The 20,045-nt window shown below is 59.0% G+C and carries 19 protein-coding genes; 15 read left to right on the top strand and 4 right to left on the bottom strand.

Annotation, left to right across the window (positions count from 1 at the left end; all coding sequences use genetic code 11):
- Positions 1–88 precede the first annotated feature (88 nt).
- The 4 genes from rpmI (at position 89) to pheT (ending at position 4,450) form a co-directional block, all read left to right on the top strand.
- A complete protein-coding gene (gene rpmI / locus ACIQWS_RS13090; RefSeq protein ID WP_008127399.1) occupies positions 89–289 on the top strand; it encodes a 50S ribosomal protein L35 in 201 nt (66 codons plus the stop codon).
- 31 nt (positions 290–320) lie between these two features.
- The gene (gene rplT / locus ACIQWS_RS13085; RefSeq protein WP_091879294.1) at positions 321–722 is read left to right on the top strand and encodes a 50S ribosomal protein L20; all 402 of its coding nucleotides are present in this window, start codon (positions 321–323) and stop codon (positions 720–722) included.
- A gap of 135 nt (positions 723–857) precedes the next feature.
- On the top strand, positions 858–1,940 hold the full coding sequence (gene pheS, locus ACIQWS_RS13080) for a phenylalanine--tRNA ligase subunit alpha (protein ID WP_403179687.1): 1,083 nt from the start codon (positions 858–860) through the stop codon (positions 1,938–1,940).
- A 95-nt stretch (positions 1,941–2,035) separates the two neighbouring features.
- Positions 2,036–4,450, top strand: coding sequence for a phenylalanine--tRNA ligase subunit beta (gene pheT, locus ACIQWS_RS13075; protein WP_403179681.1), 2,415 nt, complete (start codon positions 2,036–2,038; stop codon positions 4,448–4,450).
- 221 nt (positions 4,451–4,671) lie between these two features.
- Here pheT and ACIQWS_RS13070 read toward each other — a convergent pair whose 3' ends face one another.
- Both ACIQWS_RS13070 and ACIQWS_RS13065 read right to left on the bottom strand, forming a co-directional pair.
- Positions 4,672–5,484 (bottom strand): aspartyl/asparaginyl beta-hydroxylase domain-containing protein, encoded by an 813-nt coding sequence (locus ACIQWS_RS13070; RefSeq protein WP_223613991.1) that lies wholly within the window; start codon positions 5,482–5,484, stop codon positions 4,672–4,674.
- 203 nt (positions 5,485–5,687) lie between these two features.
- Positions 5,688–6,086, bottom strand: a complete 399-nt coding sequence (locus ACIQWS_RS13065) for a hypothetical protein (RefSeq protein ID WP_403179677.1) — start codon at positions 6,084–6,086, stop codon at positions 5,688–5,690.
- 123 nt (positions 6,087–6,209) lie between these two features.
- Here ACIQWS_RS13065 and ACIQWS_RS13060 point away from each other — a divergent pair, with 123 nt between their 5' ends.
- Complete coding sequence (locus ACIQWS_RS13060; RefSeq protein WP_403179671.1) at positions 6,210–6,995, top strand: helix-turn-helix domain-containing protein; 786 nt, start codon at positions 6,210–6,212, stop codon at positions 6,993–6,995.
- A 24-nt stretch (positions 6,996–7,019) separates the two neighbouring features.
- On the opposite strand, the gene ACIQWS_RS13055 is transcribed toward ACIQWS_RS13060, so the two are convergent.
- Entirely contained in the window at positions 7,020–8,012 is a 993-nt protein-coding gene (locus tag ACIQWS_RS13055; RefSeq protein WP_403179665.1) for an aldo/keto reductase, read from the bottom strand.
- 98 nt (positions 8,013–8,110) lie between these two features.
- Between ACIQWS_RS13055 and ACIQWS_RS13050 the strand changes: the two genes are divergently transcribed.
- Both ACIQWS_RS13050 and ACIQWS_RS13045 read left to right on the top strand, forming a co-directional pair.
- Complete coding sequence (locus ACIQWS_RS13050; RefSeq protein ID WP_403179661.1) at positions 8,111–8,995, top strand: LysR family transcriptional regulator; 885 nt, start codon at positions 8,111–8,113, stop codon at positions 8,993–8,995.
- A 68-nt stretch (positions 8,996–9,063) separates the two neighbouring features.
- On the top strand, positions 9,064–10,053 hold the full coding sequence (locus tag ACIQWS_RS13045) for a Gfo/Idh/MocA family oxidoreductase (RefSeq protein WP_403179657.1): 990 nt from the start codon (positions 9,064–9,066) through the stop codon (positions 10,051–10,053).
- A 1-nt stretch (position 10,054) separates the two neighbouring features.
- Here ACIQWS_RS13045 and ACIQWS_RS13040 read toward each other — a convergent pair whose 3' ends face one another.
- Complete coding sequence (locus ACIQWS_RS13040; RefSeq protein WP_403179654.1) at positions 10,055–11,215, bottom strand: zinc metalloprotease HtpX; 1,161 nt, start codon at positions 11,213–11,215, stop codon at positions 10,055–10,057.
- Positions 11,216–11,441: 226 nt separating this feature from the next.
- On the opposite strand from ACIQWS_RS13040, the gene dnaK reads away from it, so the two are divergent.
- The 8 genes from dnaK (at position 11,442) to ACIQWS_RS13000 (ending at position 20,004) form a co-directional block, all read left to right on the top strand.
- Positions 11,442–13,358 (top strand): molecular chaperone DnaK, encoded by a 1,917-nt coding sequence (gene dnaK, locus ACIQWS_RS13035; RefSeq protein ID WP_403179652.1) that lies wholly within the window; start codon positions 11,442–11,444, stop codon positions 13,356–13,358.
- A 666-nt stretch (positions 13,359–14,024) separates the two neighbouring features.
- Entirely contained in the window at positions 14,025–15,155 is a 1,131-nt protein-coding gene (dnaJ, locus tag ACIQWS_RS13030; protein WP_223613999.1) for a molecular chaperone DnaJ, read from the top strand.
- A gap of 84 nt (positions 15,156–15,239) precedes the next feature.
- Positions 15,240–15,833, top strand: coding sequence for a phospholipid N-methyltransferase PmtA (pmtA, locus tag ACIQWS_RS13025; protein WP_288191858.1), 594 nt, complete (start codon positions 15,240–15,242; stop codon positions 15,831–15,833).
- 36 nt (positions 15,834–15,869) lie between these two features.
- On the top strand, positions 15,870–16,451 hold the full coding sequence (locus tag ACIQWS_RS13020) for an NADPH-dependent FMN reductase (protein WP_403179646.1): 582 nt from the start codon (positions 15,870–15,872) through the stop codon (positions 16,449–16,451).
- A gap of 97 nt (positions 16,452–16,548) precedes the next feature.
- Entirely contained in the window at positions 16,549–17,244 is a 696-nt protein-coding gene (gene pyrF, locus ACIQWS_RS13015) for an orotidine-5'-phosphate decarboxylase (protein WP_403180988.1), read from the top strand.
- Positions 17,245–17,299: 55 nt separating this feature from the next.
- Positions 17,300–17,587: a DUF1330 domain-containing protein gene (locus ACIQWS_RS13010; protein WP_223614001.1), complete on the top strand. Its 288-nt coding sequence runs from the start codon at positions 17,300–17,302 to the stop codon at positions 17,585–17,587.
- A 193-nt stretch (positions 17,588–17,780) separates the two neighbouring features.
- Positions 17,781–19,058 carry a polyhydroxyalkanoate depolymerase gene (locus tag ACIQWS_RS13005; protein WP_346307879.1) on the top strand — a complete coding sequence of 426 codons (1,278 nt, stop codon included), beginning with the start codon at positions 17,781–17,783 and terminating at the stop codon, positions 19,056–19,058.
- A 322-nt stretch (positions 19,059–19,380) separates the two neighbouring features.
- Entirely contained in the window at positions 19,381–20,004 is a 624-nt protein-coding gene (locus ACIQWS_RS13000; RefSeq protein ID WP_346307878.1) for a transglutaminase-like cysteine peptidase, read from the top strand.
- The last annotated feature ends 41 nt before the right edge of the window (positions 20,005–20,045 follow it).

Genomic DNA, 20,045 nt, shown 5'->3' with positions numbered 1-20,045 from the left:
GCTTTCAGACTTTGGTCGGTCTGAAGTGAAATCAGAAGGGTTCAGGCTCCATCGGAGTGACGGGAACCCTAGAAATAGGAGTAGCAAAATGCCCAAAATGAAGACCAAATCGGCCGCCAAGAAACGGTTCAAAATCACTGGGACTGGCAAGATTAAAGCCGCCGCCGCTGGCAAACGCCATGGCATGATCAAACGTTCGAACAAATTCATTCGTGACGCACGTGGCACAATGGTTCTCGCCGATGCCGATGCGAAAATCGTGAAGAAGTTCTTGCCCAACGGCCTTTAAGCCGACAGCGACGTTTTAAGGAGATCATATCATGGCACGTGTCAAACGGGGCGTTACGTCCCACGCCAAGCATAAAAAAGTTCTGAAGCAGGCTGAGGGTTTCCGCGGCCGCCGCAAGAATACCATCAAGACTGCAAAGGCTGCCGTCGATCGTTCGAAGCAGTACGCCTACCGCGACCGCAAGAACAAGAAGCGCACGTTCCGCGCGCTCTGGACCCAGCGTATCAATGCTGCCGTGCGTGAGCATGGCCTGACATACAGCCGTTTCATCGACGGTCTGAGCAAGTCCGGTATCGAGGTTGACCGCAAGGTTCTGTCGGATCTCGCGATCCACGAGCCAGCAGCATTCGGTGCACTCGTGGCTTCCGCCAAGAAGGCACTGGAATACCTGAAGAACACCACACCGAATGCTTTTGAAGGCGCTGTCCACTAAGCCAGCCGCCGCTCCCAAAGCACATTCGGAATTATAGACTTGGGAAACCCGCGCTGGCTCGGCTGGCGCGGGTTTTTCAATTTTCTGCATTGAATTGATCGCATAATCGCTCAAGACGCGAAACAGGTGAGAAGCATGGACGATCTGGTACAACTGGAAAGCGCGCTGGTCGCGCAGATTGAGGCAGCGAATGACGAAGCGGCCATCGAGGCTGTCCGTGTTGCTGCGCTTGGCAAAAAGGGCTCGATTTCGGAAAAGCTGAAATCGCTGGGGTCCATGTCGCCGGAAGAACGCCTGACGCAGGGACCGGCCATCAACGGTCTGAAGAACCGCGTCACCGATGCGCTGGCCAGCCGCAAAAGCACGCTCAAGGATGCGGCGATTGCCGAGCGCCTCGAAAAGGAAAAGCTGGATGTCACTTTGCCCGTGCGCACCGCACCGGCCGAGCGCGGGCGCATCCATCCGATCAGTCAGGTCGTTGATGAAATCACGGCGATCTTTGCCGATATGGGTTTTTCAATTGCCGAAGGCCCGGATGTCGAGACCGATTATTACAATTTCACGGCGCTGAATTTTCCCGAAGGCCACCCGGCGCGGGAGATGCACGACACGTTTTTCTTCAATCCGGATGAGAATGGCGAGCGCAAGCTCCTGCGCACCCATACGAGCCCGGTGCAGATCCGCACCATGGAAAAGCAGAAGCCGCCGATCCGCATCGTCATCCCCGGCAAGACCTACCGTATGGATTCCGATGCCACGCACTCGCCGATGTTCCATCAGGTCGAGGGGCTGGTTATCGACAAGACGGCCAATGTCGCCAACATGAAGTGGGTGCTGGAAGAATTCTGCAAGGCTTTCTTCGAGGTACCATCCCTGCAGATGCGCTTCCGCCCGTCCTTCTTCCCGTTCACCGAGCCGTCGCTGGAAGTCGATATCCAGTGCGACCGGTCGGGCAATGAGGTCAAGTTCGGCCAGGGCACGGACTGGATGGAAATCCTCGGCTGCGGCATGGTTCATCCGAATGTCCTGCGCCATGGCGGGCTTGATCCGGACGAGTATCAGGGCTTTGCCTGGGGCATGGGCATCGATCGCATCGCCATGCTCAAATATGGCATGCCGGACCTGCGCGATTTCTTCGATGCCGATGTGCGCTGGTTGCAGCATTACGGCTTCCGCCCGCTCGACATGCCGACCCTGTTCGGCGGCCTGAGCGCTTGATCGGGTGCTGCTATTCGCCTGACATGGAACTTTTATGCGAGCGGTTTCGCCTTGTCGAAACCCTCAAACGCTGAAATCGAGAAACGAGTGAAATCATGAAATTCACCCTCTCCTGGCTCAAAGATCATCTCGAGACCGAGGCTTCGCTCGGCGAGATCGTCGATGCCTTGACCATGATCGGTCTTGAAGTGGAATCGCTGGATGACAAGGCGGCACTGAAGCCCTTTGTCATCGCCAGGGTGCTCACTGCTGCCCGCCATCCGGATGCGGACAAGCTGCAGGTGCTCACCGTGGATACCGGCGACGGCAAGCCGTTGCAGGTCGTCTGCGGCGCCCCCAATGCCCGTGCCGGCCTGATCGGCGCGTTCGCAGCGCCGGGTGCTTACGTCCCCGGTATTGATGTTACCCTTTCGGTCGGCAAGATTCGCGGCGTCGAAAGCCACGGCATGATGTGCTCCGAGCGCGAGCTGCAGATGTCGGACGAGCACAACGGCATTATCGATCTGCCGGCTGACGCCCCTGTCGGTACCAGTTTTGCGGCCTATGCCGGGCTGGATGACCCTGTCATCGAGATCAACCTGACACCGAACCGTCCCGACTGCACCAGCATTTACGGCGTTGCCCGGGATCTGGCCGCTGCCGGGATCGGCACGCTGAAAAGCAATGCCGTCGAGCCGGTGAAAGGCGCGGGCAGCCCATCCGTCAGCGTATCGCTGGATTTCGGCGACCGCGCGCCGATGTGCGAAGGTTTCGCTCTGCGCACTGTCAAGGGCGTGAAGAACGGACCGAGCCCGAAATGGCTGCAGCAGCGCCTGATGGCCATCGGCCTGCGTCCGATCAATACGCTGGTCGATATCACCAACTACGTGACGTTCGATCGCGGCCGTCCGCTGCATGTGTTCGATGCCGACAAGGTCAAGGGCAATCTCACCGTGCGCTGGGCGCGGGAAGGCGAAACGATCCTTGGTCTCAACGGCAAGGAATACACGCTGAACCCTGAAATCGGTGTGATTGCCGATGCGGAAGGCGTCGAGTCGCTTGCTGGCGTCCTTGGCGGCGAACATTCGGGTTGCGATGAGAACACGACGAATGTCGTGGTTGAGTCCGCCCTCTGGGATGCCATGACCATTGCCCGCACCGGTCGCAATCTCGGTATTATCACCGATGCGCGTTACCGGTTCGAGCGCGGTGTCGATCCGGAGTTCATGGTGCCGGGCCTCGAGCTTGCCACCCATATGATCCTCGACCTGTGCGGGGGGGCGCCTTCGCAAACCCAGCTTGTCGGCTATAAGGGCCACACGCCGAAGTCGGTGACATTCCCGGCAGCGGAGGTCAAACGCCTTACCGGTATCGATGTGCCGGTCAAGACAAGCCTCGACATTCTCAGCCGTCTCGGCTTCCAGCCGCAAGGCACGGGCAACGTGGTGGATGTGCTGGTTCCGTCCTGGCGCCCGGATGTCGACGGCAAGGCCGATCTGGTGGAAGAAGTCATGCGTATCCATGGCGTCAACCGTATCGATCCGCAGCCGCTGCAAAGCCATGCGGCTGTCAACGGCAAGATCCTGACCACACTGCAGATCCGCACCCGCAACGCCAAGCGGGCGCTGGCCTCGCGCGGGATGATGGAAGCCGTCACCTGGTCGTTCATTTCGGAAGAACAGGCAAAGCTGTTCGGCGGCGGCCAGCCGTCGCTGAAGCTTGCCAATCCGATTGCCGCCGATATGTCGGATATGCGCCCTTCGCTCTTGCCAAGCCTGCTGGCTGCGGCACAGCGCAATGCGGATCGCGGCTTCAATGATCTTGCCCTGTTCGAGGTGTCGGGCACCTATGAAGGCAATACGCCGGAAACCCAGCGCCGCGTTGCTGCCGGCGTGCGCCGCGGTACGGCCAAACTGGACGGTTCCGGCCGCCATTGGGCCGGAAATGCCGCGCCGGTCGGCGTGTTCGATGCCAAGGCTGATGCCCTTGCCGTGCTTGAAGCCTGCGGTGCGCCCGTCGACAAGCTGCAGATCGAGACCGGCGGTCCGGCCTGGTATCATCCCGGCCGTTCCGGCACGATCAAGCTCGGCCCGAAGGTCATTCTGGGCACATTCGGCGAGTTCCACCCGAAGACGCTGGAAACGCTCGATGTATCGGGGGCGCTGTGCGGGTTCGAAATCTACATCGATGCGATCCCCGAGCCGAAGCAGAAGGCGACACGCACCAAGCCGCCGCTGACACTGTCGGATTTCCAGACCGTACGGCGTGATTTTGCATTCGTCGTCGACAAGGCGGTGGACGCGGCTTCGATCGTTCGCGCGGCGCTGGCCGGCGACAAGAAGCTGATCACGGGCGTTCAGGTGTTCGATCTGTTCGAAGGCCCTTCGCTGGGCGCCGACAAGAAATCCGTTGCCATCGAAGTTGCGATTCAGCCGCAGGAGCGCACGCTCAATGACGAGGATCTCGATGCGCTGACAAAACGCATTGTTGAGAGTGTTGGCAAGCAGACCGGCGCGGTGCTGCGCGGGTAGGATTAGAGACTGCAGAGCTATTGTGCGTGGTTCGACAAGCTCACCATGAGGGAGTTGGACGGGCTGCTAGCCAATGGAGACGTTGGGAGAGTGGCTCCCTGCAATCCGCACTCTCCCTCATGGTGAGCTTGTCGAACCACGCACAATGGTCATGCAACCAAAAACCCATCAAATAAAAAGGGGCGCACGGCGCCCCTTTTCATTCGGTCTGAAACCAGAACCTATTTCTGGATGACTTTCCAGTTCTTGTAGAAAATCGAATTGCTGCCCTTGAGGATCAGGCCCATGAACGAGACGATGGCAGCATAGAGGCCCGGCAGATGGGACGGGCGGAGAATGTCGACGAACAGGCAATAGCGCGTCTGGTCGGTCTGGTTGACGGACTGGTGCATCAGCGTGTCGTCGAAAATGAACAGCTTGTCGTCCTTCCAGTAGCTCGTCGTATCGCCGCACCAGATATAGGCCGTGCGGTCATTCATGTCGTTGATGTTGTAGAGGACGCGGATGGTGGCGCGGATCGGGCCAAAATGTTTTGACGTCGAGTTCTTCTTGTTGAACACCGACACGCCGATGGTCTTCACGAAATTATATTTTTCGTAGAAGGACGGCACGCTGACGAAGCTGGGCTGGTCTTTGCCATACCATTTGAAGAAGAACATGCTGCGGGCCTGCTGTTCCGCGCGGGACTGCAATTTGCCGACCAGATCTTCCTTCTGCGTCGCGGTGATCAGGCGCTTGACCTCCGCCTGATAGTCGGATGGCAGGTCTTCCAGCTTGTAGACGCCCTTGTTGATATAGGGCAGCGACAGGATATCGAGAACGATGTTCAGCGGTGACAGGATCCAGGTAAACAGGCCGTTGCCCCAGAAATACTGTTCGACCATCTGCAGGTCGATATTCTTGTTGCGCGACAGGTCATAGATGCCGCAGATAAGGTAGAAGATCACGAGATAGGGAACGAAATAGGCAAGAATTGCCAGGAGAACCAAACCGACAGCCCAGCGTCTGATCGACTTTTTTGTTGCTTTTTCCATTGTATTCCAGCTTCAGAAGGCCTGACCATCGATGAGCGAACAGGGGTGGTTTGGCGTGTTAGAACAAATAAATTGCATGCACATTGCAGCGTTGCCCCGGCGGTGTTCGGCCCCGGCAACGGCGTGAAATAGGCCTCACACCGTACCGTCTGTCAAGCGCGAGGCTCTATAATCTGAATTCTGGTGTCAACAAAAGCCGGGCGCTAGATCACTTTTGCTGCTCCCATCGTTTTGAGCCCCCGCCATTCGATCAGGGCAAAGCAGGCAACCACGGCCGTGACGATCAGACTGGCGGCGATGCCGAGGGCGGTAAAGGCGGTTGGCATCCCCACTAGAATCGCCGGAACGCCGATGACCCATGCGAGGTCGGCGATGAAAACGAAACCGACCAATGGTTTCGATTGGGCTTTCCATCGGGCGATCAGGGCGACATCGGCGGCAAACAGCACGAGCGCGATACCCAGTGCCGCGATCAGCCAGACCGGCGCGCCGGGGATGAGATATTCTGCCGCCAGTTCGGCAAACAGTGCAAGGCCGAGCCCGGTGATGCCGGTGAGTACTGCGTTGATCGTCAACCCGTCTTTCAAGGTGATTTTGGTCATGTCATTCTCCTTCGTTGTGTTGATGAACGGAGAATGCCGGCATAAGGTAATCGAAACAATTACCTCTGGAGTAATGGATATTGCAAAACATCCACGCCAGTCTGGCGGGAATCAGGAGCGGTGATGGAATTCGGCGATCATCTGAAACAATGGCGTTCGCACCGGCACATGAGCCAGATGGATCTGGCGCTGGAGGCTGGTATCTCGTCGCGACATCTGTCGTTTCTCGAAACCGGACGGGCAAGGCCGTCGGAGGGCATGATCATCCGCATCTGCGAAGCGCTGGAGCTGCCGTTCAAGATTCAGAATGAGCTGTTCGGTGCGGCCGGTTTTGCGCCGCGCTACCTCTCGGCAGAACGCGAAGGCATGGCCGGCCTGCCGCCACTGATCCGCGACACGCTCCACATGATCCTCGAGCGGCATGCGCCGTGGCCGGCGGTGGCCTTCAATGCGGATCACGACGTTCTCGTTGCCAATGTTGGCTTCATGGGCTTGGCCGAAGCGCTGGGCATTCCGATTGCGCCGGGTGTCAATATTCTGGCGCTGGTGCTTGAGCCGGGCCCCGTGCGCCATTCCATCGCCAACTGGCCGGATGTCGCCGTGCTGTTCCTGAAGCGTGCCCGCAATGAAGCCAGGCTTTACGGTCCACGCAGCGCGCTGGCGCGGCGCATCGCACAATATGAAACCGATCCGGAAATATCAGCGCTGTTGCGCAATGATCAGAGCGAGCGCAACCCGCCGCCGGTTATAACCGTGCAGCTGCATCTTGGCGATGCCGTTACCAGCTGGATCACCACCCTGACGGCATTCGGCTCGGCGCAGGAGGTGCTGACGGAGGGCATATTCATCGAGCAGTATTTTCCGGCGGATGACGCAACGCGGGCCATTGCGGAAAGTGCGGGGCGCTGATTGCGCAGCGCCCCATTGCCGGTATCAGCCGTTGACGAGAGCCAGTGCGGCATCCGTGTAGCGGTTGCCCGCCACCCGTGTGGGTGAAAGCGCATCGCCAATCGTTCTCAGGTCCGCCGGCGAGAGAGAGACGTCGGCTGCCGCCGCATTTTCCTCCAGGTGCTTGATCTTGCGGGCACCCGGAATCGGCACGATGAAATCACCCTGGTGCAGCACCCAGGCAAGCGCCAGCTGTGCCGGTGTGATGCCTTTGTCCGCGGCCAGGCCCTTCAATGTGGCGATCAGTGCTGCATTGGCGTCCATATTGTCAGCCTGGAAACGTGGCAGGGTCTTGCGCCAGTCGTCAGCACCCAATTCATCCGGCTTGCTGATCGTGCCGGTCAGGAGACCGCGGCCGAGCGGGCTGTAGGGGACAAAGCCGATGCCAAGCTCGCGGCAGACGGCAAAGACCTCGTCTTCCGGCTCGCGGCTCCACAGCGAGTATTCACTCTGCACGGCGGCAATCGGATGCACCTTGTGGGCGCGGCGGATCGTGGCGGCGCTGGCTTCGGACAGGCCGAGCGCCTTTACCTTGCCCTGCTGGACCAGCTCCGCCATGGCGCCAACCGTGTCCTCGATGGGAACAGTCGGGTCAACCCGGTGCTGGTAGAACAGGTCGATCTGCTCGATGCCGAGCCGCCCGAGCGACGCTTCCGCAACGGCTTTCACATGTTCCGGATGGCTGTTGACGCCGACCATACGCGAGGGGCCCACGCCCTCGTCGGAAATCTTGAAGCCGAATTTCGTGGCAATCACCACCTTGTCGCGCCGGTCTTTCAGGGCCTTGCCGACAAGAATCTCATTGTCGAACGGGCCATAGACTTCCGCCGTATCGAAAAAGGTCACGCCGATATCCACGGCGCGATGCAGCGTGCGGATCGCGTCGGCCTCGTCCTGTCCACCATAGGCAAAGGTCATGCCCATGCAGCCGAGACCCACGGCCGATACATCGAGTTCCCCGAGTTTGCGCTTTTCCATCACCGATCTCCTTTTGCTGTGATGACGGAAGCCTAGATTGCGGATCAGTGTTCGATAATTCCCTTATTATTTCACAGGTTGTTCTGTATAATAGATCAATGGATCGATCATACCTGCCTCAACTGTCCGTTTTTGCCACTGTTGCAGCCTGTGGCGGCTTTCGGGATGCCGCCAGGGAACTGGGCATTGCGCCGTCAGCCGTCAGCCACGCCATTTCAACCCTGGAACAGAACCTTGGTGTCCGTCTTCTCGCCCGCACCACGCGCAGCGTGGCGGTGACCGAAGAAGGTGCGCTGCTGCTCAAGCGGCTGCGTCCGGCCTTGGCGGAAATCGACCTGGCGCTCGATGCGGCCAAGGAAGCCAACAACCGCATCGCGGGAACCCTGCGGCTGAGTGTTCCGCCCTTTGCCGCCCACAGGCTGCTGGCCCCGCGCATCGCTGCATTCGCCGCGGCCTATCCCGGTGTCACGCTTGAGCTGCGCGTCGAAGAGCCGTTCAATGATATCGTTGCGGCTGGCGTTGACGCGGGCATGCGGCTGGGTGAGAGTCTGGAACCGGATATGATTGCTGTGCGCATGAGCGATCCGATCCGGGCGAACATTGTTGCGGCGCCGGACTATTTTGACAGGCACCCGATACCGCTGCACCCGCATGATCTTGCCGGTCATCTCTGTATCCGCCGCCGTTTTGCCAGCGGGCAGGTCTATCGCTGGGAGTTCGAGAAAGACGGCGAGGAAATCGTGATCGACGTGAACGGCCCGCTGATTCTCGGCGACGACCGGCTGGTCATCCAGGCCGCGCTGGACGGCGCCGGCATGGCCTTCCTCTTGGAGCACATGGCGCCGGAAGCCATAGCCGATGGACGCTTGCTGCGCGTGCTCGATGATTGGTGCGCACCATTTCCGGGTGTCTATCTCTATTATCCCAGCCGCCGCCAGATGCGCCCGGCCCTGCGTGCCTTCATCGATTTTTTCAAAGTCTGAACCCGCGGCTTCTTCCCATTCAGCGCCGTCTTGTCTAGGTTGCACGCCGACAAAAAGGAGAAGTCATCATGTTCCGTTGGGGTGTTCTGTCGACAGCGAAAATCGGGGTTACGGCGGTCATCCCCGCCATATGCGATGCGGAGAACTCCGTCCTGTCGGGTATCGCCAGCCGCGACCTCTTGAAAGCGCGGGCCGTCGCCGGGCGATTCGGCGCGCCGCATGCTTTCGGCTCCTATGAGGCCATGCTGGCATCAGCCGATATTGACGGCGTCTACATACCGCTTCCCACCTCGCAGCATGTGGAGTGGTCGTTGAAAGCCGCCGAAGCGGGCAAGCACGTGCTGTGCGAAAAGCCGATTTCGCTGCATGCCAGCGAAATCGCAGCCTTGCAGCGTGCCCGCGATACCCACGGCGTTCTCATCGCCGAGGCATTCATGGTGACCTATCATCCGCAATGGCTGAAAGTGCGTGATCTGATCGCCGGCGGTGCCATCGGCCGGCTGCGCCACGTGCAGGGTGCCTTCAGCTATTTCAACAAGGATGCGGGCAATATGCGCAACCAGCTGTCGCTCGGCGGTGGCGCGCTGCCGGATATCGGTGTTTATCCAACGGTTGTCACCCGTTTCGTCACCGGCAAGGAGCCGGTCAGGGTTTCGGCCAATGTCGAGCGCGATGCGGATTTCGGCACCGACTGCTATGCCAGCGTGCGCGCCGATTTCGATGGTTTCGAGCTGTCCTTCTATGTTGCCACACAGCTGGCTGCGCGCCAGTCCATGGTCTTCCACGGCGATGAAGGGTTTATCGAGGTGCATGGACCGTTCAACACCGGCAAATATGACCATGCCCGCGTCACGCTGCATGACAAGACCCACACGGGTGCCACCGAATGGAGTTTCGGCGACGTGAACCATTATCGCCTGCAGATCGAGGCCTTTGCCCGCGCGGCGAAGGGCGAAGACGCGGCCGTGTTTTCGTTGGAAAGCTCGGTGCTCAACCAGAAACTCATCGATGCGATCTATCGCGCCGGGGAAACCGGTAATTGGGAAGCAGTTTCCTAGCTCACCAATACACGCCGCCGCGTGCCACATGCACGTGCGGGTCGCCATCCGGGGTGTTGAGGCTTCTCGGGCAGGCTTCGCACTCGGCTTCCGGGCCGGATACCACCGGCCTGCCGGACTGGGTGTTGAGCAGCGACAGGATTTCCAGATTGCTGGAATTCCAGCGCCCATGCTGGCGGCCGATCTGCGGAACCGGTGAAGGGCGGGTGCGGATCCGGTCCTGCGGCTTGACCATGAGCGTCGCGAGGATGTCGTCCGGCAGTGCTTCGCCGCGGGCAACCACACCCGATGCATCCTTCAGGGCCTTCAGTCGCGCCACGCGGGTCTCCGTCAGCGGATGCGTGCGCAGGATCGACGGATCGGGGATGCGTCCGCCCGGCAGAATGAGATTTTCCCACAGCCTGCCTTGGGCCTTTTCCAGTTTCGTCAGGGCCTGGGCCAGCCCGTCCGGGTCGCCCGTCAGCAGGGATGCACCCAGATCGGCATCGAACTCCCGGGTGCGCGACAACGCCATCTGCAGCAGGCCGCCGATGGTCGGTGCAACCAAAAGCACGAGGACACCCAGCCACGGCACCTGCGCATGCGCGCCACTGGCCAGGAATGTGATGTTGAAGAGCAGGGATACCATGCCGATCGTCGACATCAGCGAGGTGAAGCGCGACACCGTGTCGGCCAGTGCCATGACCTTCAGGTCCTCATTGCGGATATGGCTGATTTCATGCGCCAGCACGCCGGTGAGTTCGCGCGCCGTCAGCACCCGAATCAGCTGGTCCGTCACCGCGACGACGGAATTGTCTTTCCGGCCGACCGCAAAGGCATTCATCATCCGGGAGGGGATGACGTGGAGTTCGGGCGGGCGCGGCAGGCCGGCCCGGCGGGATAATTCCTCGACAATGGCAAGCCCCTGCGGGAACTCTGCCTGCGTTACAGCCCTTGCTTTATACATTTTGAGTACCATCTGAGGACTGATGCGCCGTATGGCGACAAGGCTTATTGCGCCGAAAACAAAGGCGTAGATAATGCCGACGGGCCCCGCCAGCGTAAAAGCGCAGACGACGAGCAATGCCAGGCTTCCGGCAAGAAGCAGCCATGTATGCAGCGTATTGATCAGCTGGCTGCGCCGGTGTTCGGGAAGGTTGAAGTGGAGTGCATCATCGGTCATAGGCGATATATGGCGCTAAAAAGCCGGTTTGCCGAGTCTTTTAAGGCAATTAGGCGTGTAAATGCCGCAGCTTCTGACTTGCATGGTAATTTCAGCCTTCTTATATAGCCCACAACACGCAAGTTCGGCTCGCTGTGGTCGTCTTGTATTGTTTAACCCCCCTAGGGGCTGCTGAATGGAATGCTCGGCAGAGGTCCCGGCAGCCTGCTGAATGGAGAGAAGTATAATGGCTAAAGTTATCGGTATCGATTTGGGTACGACCAATTCCTGCGTCTCCGTCATGGACGGAAAGAACGCGAAGGTCATTGAAAATGCGGAAGGTGCGCGCACGACGCCTTCGATCATCGCTTTCACGGATAGCGATGAGCGCCTTGCTGGCCAGCCGGCCAAGCGCCAGGCTGTCACCAATCCGGAAGGAACTGTCTTTGCGGTCAAGCGTCTGATCGGACGCCGTTTTGACGATCCGACCGTTGAAAAGGACAAGAAGCTTGTGCCCTACCACATTGTCAAAGGCGACAATGGCGACGCATGGGTGGAAGTTCACAACCAGAAATATTCGCCTTCGCAGATTTCCGCGATGATTCTGCAGAAGATGAAGGAAACGGCGGAAGCCTATCTCGGTGAAAAGGTCGAGAAGGCCGTCATCACCGTTCCTGCCTACTTCAACGATGCCCAGCGTCAGGCCACCAAGGATGCCGGCAAGATCGCCGGTCTGGAAGTCCTGCGTATCATCAACGAGCCGACCGCAGCTGCCCTTGCCTATGGCCTCGACAAGAAGGAAGGCAAGACCATTGCCGTCTACGATCTGGGCGGCGGCACGTTCGACGTTTCCGTTCTGGAAATCGGCGACGGCGTTTTCGAAGTAAAGTCGACCAATGGCGATACGTTCCTTGGCGGTGAAGACTTCGACATGCGTCTGGTCGAGTATTTTGCAGCCGAGTTCAAGAAGGAACAGGGCATCGACCTGAAGAACGACAAGCTTGCTCTGCAGCGCCTCAAGGAAGCAGCGGAAAAGGCCAAGATCGAACTGTCGTCGGCCCAGCAGACCGAAATCAACCTGCCGTTCATCACGGCCGATGCCTCCGGTCCGAAGCACCTGACCATGAAGCTGTCGCGCGCCAAGTTCGAGAGCCTGGTCGATGATCTGGTCCAGCGCACCGTCGAGCCCTGCAAGGCAGCGCTCAAGGATGCGGGCCTGAAGGCCGGTGAAATCGACGAAGTGGTTCTGGTCGGCGGCATGACCCGCATGCCGAAGATCCAGGAAGTCGTGAAGGCCTTTTTCGGCAAGGAACCCCACAAGGGCGTGAACCCTGATGAAGTTGTCGCCATGGGCGCAGCCATTCAGGCAGGCGTTCTGCAGGGCGACGTCAAGGACGTTCTCCTGCTCGACGTGACGCCTTTGTCTCTCGGCATCGAAACGCTCGGCGGCGTGTTCACCCGTCTGATCGACCGCAACACGACGATCCCGACGAAGAAGTCGCAGACCTTCTCCACGGCCGAGGACAACCAGTCCGCCGTGACGATCCGCGTCTTCCAGGGTGAGCGCGAAATGGCTGCCGACAACAAGGCACTTGGCCAGTTCGACCTCGTGGGCATTCCGCCCGCACCGCGCGGCGTTCCGCAGATCGAAGTCGGTTTCGACATCGATGCCAACGGTATCGTCAACGTTTCGGCCAAGGACAAGGGCACGGGCAAGGAACACCAGATCCGCATCCAGGCATCCGGTGGTCTTTCCGATGCCGACATCGAAAAGATGGTCAAGGATGCCGAAGCCAATGCCGAGGCCGACAAGAAGCGCCGCGAGGCAGTCGAGTCGAAGAACCAGGCGGAAGCCCTGATCCATTCGACGGAAAAGTCGCTGAAGGATTACGGCGACAAGGTTTCGGCCGAGGACAAGCAGGCAATCGAAACGGCTCTGGCCGAATTGAAGACTGCGGCCGAAGGCGATGACGCCGAAGCCATCAAGGCCAAGACGCAGACCCTCGCCGAAGTTTCGATGAAGCTCGGGCAGGCCATGTATGAGGCAGCCCAGGCTGCTGAAGGTGAAGGCGACAAGACCGAAGCCACGGCCAAGGGTCATGAAGATGTCGTCGACGCCGATTTCGAAGAAATCGACGAAAACGGCAAGAAGAAGTCTGCATAATCCGCAGCACACAATGTGATGAAAAGCCCGGCAGAAATGCCGGGCTTTTTGTTTGTGCTAGCGCGCAATGTCTTGCCCTCATCAGAAAAAAACATGCCAACTTATCCAACACCTCGCATCCTCGCTTATTCTTCTCGTGTCCTTTCCGGCGGGAATGCTTCCGGAAACCTTCGAAAGTCGGGAAAGGATCGGCGCTTCGGCCTCGCGGGGAGGAAAACCTGTCGGGTCGAGGAGGTTTCGCCTCTCTGCCAGAGTTTCACGGGGCCCGAAAGGTCCGGTGAGGCGGCAGGACAGGGTGAAAACACAAATCGCCGGGGCGGGTGGTCCTTGGATCGCAAGCATCGCATACGGACTACCCCAAGACCCGCGTTCCAAGGACCGCCCGTCATTCTCTTCTTTCAATGGTCAGACGCAAAAGCGGGCGTGGCAAGGGGAGAAACTGGGCACAGCAGCCTTTCAGCAGGCGGCGGATTAAAGCATTTTGGTTTTCACAGGTGTATAAAACCGTGGAAGGATTGCCACACAAACGCAATAATGCGCAAATATGCGCCAAGTGGAACGAATCAATCCAAGTAGACTATGGCATTCGGGGCGCTGAACACCTAAATACCGGTCTAAAACGAGCCTCTGCGTGAGGCTCTCTGATTTCATGGAACGAGTGTTTGGATGAAGGCTGACTATTACGAAACCCTCGGCGTAGCGAGAGGCGCTGATGAGAAAGAGCTGAAAAGCGCTTTCCGTAAATTGGCGATGCAATATCACCCCGACAAGAATCCGGGCGATGAGAACGCCGAGCACAAATTCAAGGAAATCGGCGAAGCCTATGAAACCTTGAAAGACCCCAACAAGCGCGCGGCCTATGACCGGTTCGGTCACGCGGCGTTTGAAAATGGCGGCATGGGCGGAGGCGGTGGCGGTTTTGGCGGCGCCGGTGGCTTTGCCGATATTTTCGAGGATATTTTTGGCGAGATGATGGGTGGCGGGCGCCAGCGCCGCTCCGGCGGACGCGAGCGCGGTGCCGATCTTCGCTACAACATGGAAATCACGCTGGAAGAGGCCTATGCGGGCAAGACGGCGCAGATTCGCGTGCCGACATCCATCACCTGCGATGAATGTTCCGGCAGCGGCGCCAAGCCAGGCACATCCCCCGTCACCTGCAACACCTGCGGCGGTTCCGGCCGTGTCCGGGCGGCGCAGGGGTTCTTTTCCATCGAGCGGACCTGCCCGACGTGCCATGGCCGCGGCCAGACCATCAAGGATCCCTGCACGAAGTGCTCCGGCCAGGGCCGAATCACCGAGGAGCGTTCCCTCTCGGTCAACATTCCCGCTGGTATCGAAGACGGCACCCGCATCCGGCTGACCGGGGAAGGCGAAGCGGGCGTGCGCGGCGGGCCATCCGGCGATCTCTATATTTTCCTGTCGCTGAAACCACATGAATTCTTCCAGCGCGACGGATCGGACCTTTACTGCAAGGTGCCGATTTCCATGACCACAGCGGCACTGGGCGGCCAGTTCGAGGTGGCCACGCTTGACGGCACGCAGACACGGGTCAAGATCCCCGAAGGCACGCAGAACGCCAAGCAATTCCGCCTCAAGGGCAAGGGCATGCCGGTTTTGCGACAGCCCGCCATGGGCGATCTCTATATCCAGATTGCCATCGAGACGCCGCAGAATCTCAACAAGCGCCAGCGCGAGTTGCTGGAAGAGTTCGAGCGCGTGTCGTCCCAGGACAACAGCCCGCAATCGTCAGGCTTTTTTGCCCGCATGAAGGAATTCTTCGAGGGACTCAGCGAGTAAATTTGTTACGGATTTAAGACAACTGGCCTTGCTTCCGCCACGAGTTGCGTCATAAATTTGTCTACCTGCGACGGGAGGATGGGAATGACACGACCACTGGGAAAAAAACTCGCTGAAAAATTCGGCGAGGAGATCCGGTTTTTTAAAGGCTGGATGCATGGACCGAAGGCCGTGGGCTCGATTCTGCCAACCAGCTCCATCACCGCGCGCCGGATGGCCAGCGTCGTCAATCCGCATTCCGGATTGCCGGTACTCGAACTTGGACCCGGCACCGGCGTGATCACGCGGGCGATTCTCAATCGCGGCGTTACGCCTGACAATCTGTTCTGCGTCGAATATTCTTCGGATTTCGCCGCGCATCTGCGCGCGGATTTCCCCGGCGTGAACATTATCGAGGGCGACGCGTTCAACCTCGACAAGACGCTCGGCGGTCACAAGGACCAGATGTTTGATTCGGTCGTTTCGGCGGTGCCGCTGCTGAATTTTCCGGTCGGCGACCGGGTGAAGATCATCGAGGACCTGCTGCGCCGCGTGCCGCATGGCCGCCCGATCGTCCAGATCACCTATGGTCCGATGTCGCCGGTTCCCGCCGGCCGCGGCAATTACAAGATCGAACACCTCGATTTCATCATCCGCAATGTCCCGCCCGCCCGCCTGTGGATTTACCGCCGCGCCTGATTTGCCTTTCATTGCCTGACCCACAGAAGGAACCCCATGCTGCCGAAGATCCTCGTTTTCGCAGGTTCGAACCGTACCGGTGCTTTCAGCGGCCAGGTCGCCGATGTCGCCACCCGGACATTGGCAGCGCTGGGCGCCGACGTGACACGCATAGCCCTCATCGACTACCCGCTGCCGATCATGGATCAGGATCTGGAGGAGGAAAAAGGCATACCGGAGAATGCCATGAAGCTTGGGCGGCTGTTTGCCGCCCATGACGGCATTCTCATTGCGTCGCCCGAATACAATTCGTCGATCCCGCCGCTCTTGAAGAACACCATCGACTGGGTCAGCCGGATTTCGCGTGATGGCGAAAAGCCTTTGCGGCCCTATGCCGGCAAGATCGTTGCGCTTTGTTCATCCTCCGACGGCAATTTTGCCGGTGTCCGCGGGCTCTACCACCTGCGCTCCGTGCTGATGAATGTTGGAACGCTGATCATCAGCGAACAATGTTCTGTGGCCCATGCCCATGAGGCCTTCGCCAGCGATGGCTCGTTTCACGATGAACGGACCGCACGGTCCATGGAACGGGTCTGCCAATCGCTGATCGACCATGCACGGCTGGCAAAATCGCGCTGACAGGCGGTTTTTACCCGTCCTTTTGCCGTTGTGATCTTTCCTATCGGGCGCTGGTATGCCATGGGATGGCGATCAACGGAAAAGGTGGTTTGTCATGATGGAAGCGGCTTTGCGCGATCGCCTCATCGTAGGCCTCGATGTGCCTGACCTGAAGGCGGCGGGCGATATCGTCGGTACGCTCGGGGATACGGTATCCTTCTACAAAATCGGCTATCAGCTGGCCTTTGCCGGCGGCCTTGGATTTGCCTCGGAACTTGTCCAATCCGGCAAAAAAGTCTTTCTGGACATGAAGCTCCTCGATATCGACAATACCGTTGCCAAGGGCGTCGAGAATATCGTCAAGATGGGCGTTTCCATGCTGACGCTGCATGCCTACCCCAAGGCCATGCAGGCGGCCGTGGCGGCTGCGCGCGGTTCGGACCTGTGCCTGCTCGGCGTCACGGTCCTCACCTCCATGGACCAGCAGGACATGATCGATGCCGGTTATGAGCACGATCCACACACGCTGGTGCTGATCCGTGCCGAACAGGCGCTGCATGCGGGAATGGGCGGCATCGTCTGCTCGGCAGCCGAAGCCTCCGCCGTGCGCAAGATTGTCGGGCCGGATCTTGCTGTCGTCACGCCGGGTATCCGACCGAAGGGGGCCGACGTGGGTGACCAGAAGCGGGTGATGACGCCTGCCGATGCGCTGCGCGCCGGCGCGAGCCATCTCGTGGTTGCCCGGCCGATCGTTGCCGCCGGCGATCCTAGGGCTGCGGCAGAAGCGATCCTTGCCGAAATGGCGGGCGTCTGATCAAATCCGCTGCGGTCCGGGTGAGTCACCGGACAATGCGTGATGTGGAGGATCTATGGCCAAGGGATATTGGATAGCGCGCATCGATGTTCGCGATGCGGAGGGCTACAAGGGTTACATAACGACGGCAAAGCCGGCCTTCGAACGGTTCGGCGCACATTTCCTGGCGCGGGGCGGCACGTTTCATGAACTGGAAGGCACGGCGCGCGGCCGCAATGTGGTGATCGAGTTTCCATCGGTGCAGCATGCCCTCGATTGCTACAACTCTGCGGAATACCAGGCGGCCAAGCTCATCCGGCAGCAATATGCCGACGGCGAAATGGTCATTGTCGAAGGCGCTTGATCTTTACCTGTGCAGTGCGCAATTCATGTTGCGCCTGCACAGGAAATTGTGAACATCTTTCTTTTCACTAATCCGTTTGTTGCATTGCAATATCGATCAAACCGGCTAGGGTCATTCTCCCATCAAGAACATTTTCATCTTTGATGATCATGTTTGTGAGATCGCCGTTGTGTTGATATGATCGGACAGTGGAATGTTTTACCAGCTTTATGAACTCAATCATGCCGCTCTCCAGCCCTACCGGGCCCTGGCGGATGCAACCAAGCTGTTCTACGACAATCCGCTCAATCCCTTTTCGCAGACGATCATCGGCCGGTCCATTACGGCGGGCTGCGAGCTGTTCGAACGAACCACGCGCACCTACGGCAAGCCGGTTTTCAATCTTCCAACGACCGTCGTGGACGGCGAGGAAGTGGAAATCCGCGAAAAGATCGTCTGGTCAAAGCCGTTCTGCAACGTGATCCACTTCAAGCGCGCGCTGTCGTCAAAGCGTGCTGCGGACCCGAAGATTCTGGTGGTTGCGCCCATGTCCGGCCACTATGCCACGCTGCTGCGCGGCACCGTTGAAGCCTTGCTGCCCCATGCGGACGTCTACATCACCGACTGGGTCGACGCACGCACCGTGCCGCTGACCGCCGGCCGTTTCGATCTGGATGATTACATCGATTATGTCATCGACATGTTCCACGCGCTGGGCGAAGACACCCATGTGGTGGCGGTCTGCCAGCCATCGGTTCCGGTTCTTGCCGCCGTGTCGGTCATGGAAGCCAATGGCGACCGGTTTGCGCCGTCCAGCATGACGCTGATGGGCGGACCGATCGATACACGCAAGAACCCGACCGCGGTCAATATCCTGGCCGAGGAGAAGGGCATCGACTGGTTCCGCGACAATGTCATCATGTCGGTGCCATGGCCGCATGCCGGCTTCATGCGCGACGTCTATCCGGGCTTCCTGCAGCTTTCCGGCTTCATGAGCATGAATCTTGATCGCCACATCACGGCGCACAAGGAATTCTTCATGCATCTGGTCAAGGAAGATGGCGATTCCGCCGACAAGCACCGCGAGTTCTACGACGAGTATCTGGCGGTGATGGATCTGACTGCGGAATTCTACCTGCAGACGGTCGATACGGTTTTTGTCCGCCACGCCCTGCCCAAGGGTGAGATGACCCACCGGGGCAAGCTGGTCGATCCCGCCTCGATCCGCACCGTTGCGCTGCTGACGGTCGAGGGCGAGAACGATGACATCTCTGGTGTCGGGCAGACCAAGGCCGCCCAAACGCTGTGTGTGAACATCCCTGACGCCATGCGCATGCATCATCTGCAGGCCAAGGTCGGCCATTACGGCGTGTTCAACGGATCGCGTTTCCGTGCTGAAATTGCACCACGTATCGTCCAATTCGTTAACGACCATGCGCAGGCCAACCGCAAGAGCAATGTCACCCCGATCGGTAAACGCGCACGCAGCTGAACACGCCGTCCGATTATCGGACCGCCATGCCGGAAGACTGAATCTTCCGGCAGTTTTCTTTCGCGCTTCAATAAAACACAATGAATTCAGATCGTTACTGACATAGCCGTGTTCCTTCCGCAGGCGGTCAGCAAGGGCTTTATCGTCCTGCGGTTGTGAGCTGCCGCCGCGTACAACCTTCAAATTTTCGTCAAAATCGAGGAAGTTCAAATTTTAACCATATATTAACAATGGCGGGATCGTGGCGCCATTGTGATTGACTCATATCCCTCCCGGCCATTAACGTTTTGTTAACGAAGGCTGGTTGGGTTCGGAGTAAAGCATGTTCGGAGCGGTAAAGATTTTGAGGTCGATGGGGGTCGCGGCGGCACTTTTCGCTGGCGCACTCATCGCAAATTCCGCCTCCGCAGCCGAAGCTTTCATGCAGACCGGCGGTCTGACATCCCAGCCGATCGGCCATTACGAATTCTGCAAGCGCCTGCCGGATGAGTGCTCGATCCGCAGCCGCAATGTTGCGCCGGCCAAGATGACGCGTGATTTCTGGGAGCTGATCGTCAACGTCAACAGCCACGTGAACCAGACGGTCAAGCCATTGACGGACATGGAAATTTACGGCGTCGAGGAATATTGGGGCTATCCCGACAAGGTCGGCAATGTCGGCGATTGCGAAGACTATGTCCTGGAAAAGCGCCGTGAACTGATGCAGGCAGGCGTTTCCCCGGCTGATCTGCTGATCACCGTTGTGCGCAAGCCCGATGGCGAAGGCCATGCGGTTCTGACGGTGCGCACCGACACCGGCGATTTCATCCTCGACAACCTTGCCGACAGCGTCAAGAACTGGTCGGAAACCGAATATACCTACCTGAAGCGCCAGGCCACCAACAATACCGGCCGCTGGGTCAGCATCGAAGCCCCAAGCAATATTCTGGTCGGTTCGGTTCACTAAACCACCACCAAAAGGCAATCAAGATATGCCGGACCGTCAAG

It is taken from the genome of Phyllobacterium sp. NPDC097923, from assembly GCF_044760925.1.
GTDB lineage: Bacteria > Pseudomonadota > Alphaproteobacteria > Rhizobiales > Rhizobiaceae > Phyllobacterium > Phyllobacterium calauticae.
The sequence above is the reverse complement of the archived record's forward strand: the minus strand, read 5'-3'. Positions and strand labels throughout refer to the sequence as shown.

Coding starts and splice junctions, on each gene's coding strand:
- rpmI (WP_008127399.1), top strand. CDS start 89: ATGCCCAAAATGAAGACCAAATCGGCCGCCAAGAAACGGTTCAAAATC.
- ACIQWS_RS13045 (WP_403179657.1), top strand. CDS start 9,064: ATGTTCCGTTGGGGTGTTCTGTCGACAGCGAAAATCGGGGTTACGGCG.
- ACIQWS_RS13020 (WP_403179646.1), top strand. CDS start 15,870: ATGCTGCCGAAGATCCTCGTTTTCGCAGGTTCGAACCGTACCGGTGCT.
- ACIQWS_RS13070 (WP_223613991.1), bottom strand. CDS start 5,484: ATGGAAAAAGCAACAAAAAAGTCGATCAGACGCTGGGCTGTCGGTTTG.
- ACIQWS_RS13050 (WP_403179661.1), top strand. CDS start 8,111: ATGGATCGATCATACCTGCCTCAACTGTCCGTTTTTGCCACTGTTGCA.
- rplT (WP_091879294.1), top strand. CDS start 321: ATGGCACGTGTCAAACGGGGCGTTACGTCCCACGCCAAGCATAAAAAA.
- ACIQWS_RS13060 (WP_403179671.1), top strand. CDS start 6,210: ATGGAATTCGGCGATCATCTGAAACAATGGCGTTCGCACCGGCACATG.
- ACIQWS_RS13005 (WP_346307879.1), top strand. CDS start 17,781: ATGTTTTACCAGCTTTATGAACTCAATCATGCCGCTCTCCAGCCCTAC.
- pheT (WP_403179681.1), top strand. CDS start 2,036: ATGAAATTCACCCTCTCCTGGCTCAAAGATCATCTCGAGACCGAGGCT.
- ACIQWS_RS13065 (WP_403179677.1), bottom strand. CDS start 6,086: ATGACCAAAATCACCTTGAAAGACGGGTTGACGATCAACGCAGTACTC.
- ACIQWS_RS13010 (WP_223614001.1), top strand. CDS start 17,300: ATGGCCAAGGGATATTGGATAGCGCGCATCGATGTTCGCGATGCGGAG.
- dnaK (WP_403179652.1), top strand. CDS start 11,442: ATGGCTAAAGTTATCGGTATCGATTTGGGTACGACCAATTCCTGCGTC.
- ACIQWS_RS13040 (WP_403179654.1), bottom strand. CDS start 11,215: ATGACCGATGATGCACTCCACTTCAACCTTCCCGAACACCGGCGCAGC.
- pheS (WP_403179687.1), top strand. CDS start 858: ATGGACGATCTGGTACAACTGGAAAGCGCGCTGGTCGCGCAGATTGAG.
- dnaJ (WP_223613999.1), top strand. CDS start 14,025: ATGAAGGCTGACTATTACGAAACCCTCGGCGTAGCGAGAGGCGCTGAT.
- pyrF (WP_403180988.1), top strand. CDS start 16,549: ATGGAAGCGGCTTTGCGCGATCGCCTCATCGTAGGCCTCGATGTGCCT.
- ACIQWS_RS13055 (WP_403179665.1), bottom strand. CDS start 8,012: ATGGAAAAGCGCAAACTCGGGGAACTCGATGTATCGGCCGTGGGTCTC.
- pmtA (WP_288191858.1), top strand. CDS start 15,240: ATGACACGACCACTGGGAAAAAAACTCGCTGAAAAATTCGGCGAGGAG.
- ACIQWS_RS13000 (WP_346307878.1), top strand. CDS start 19,381: ATGTTCGGAGCGGTAAAGATTTTGAGGTCGATGGGGGTCGCGGCGGCA.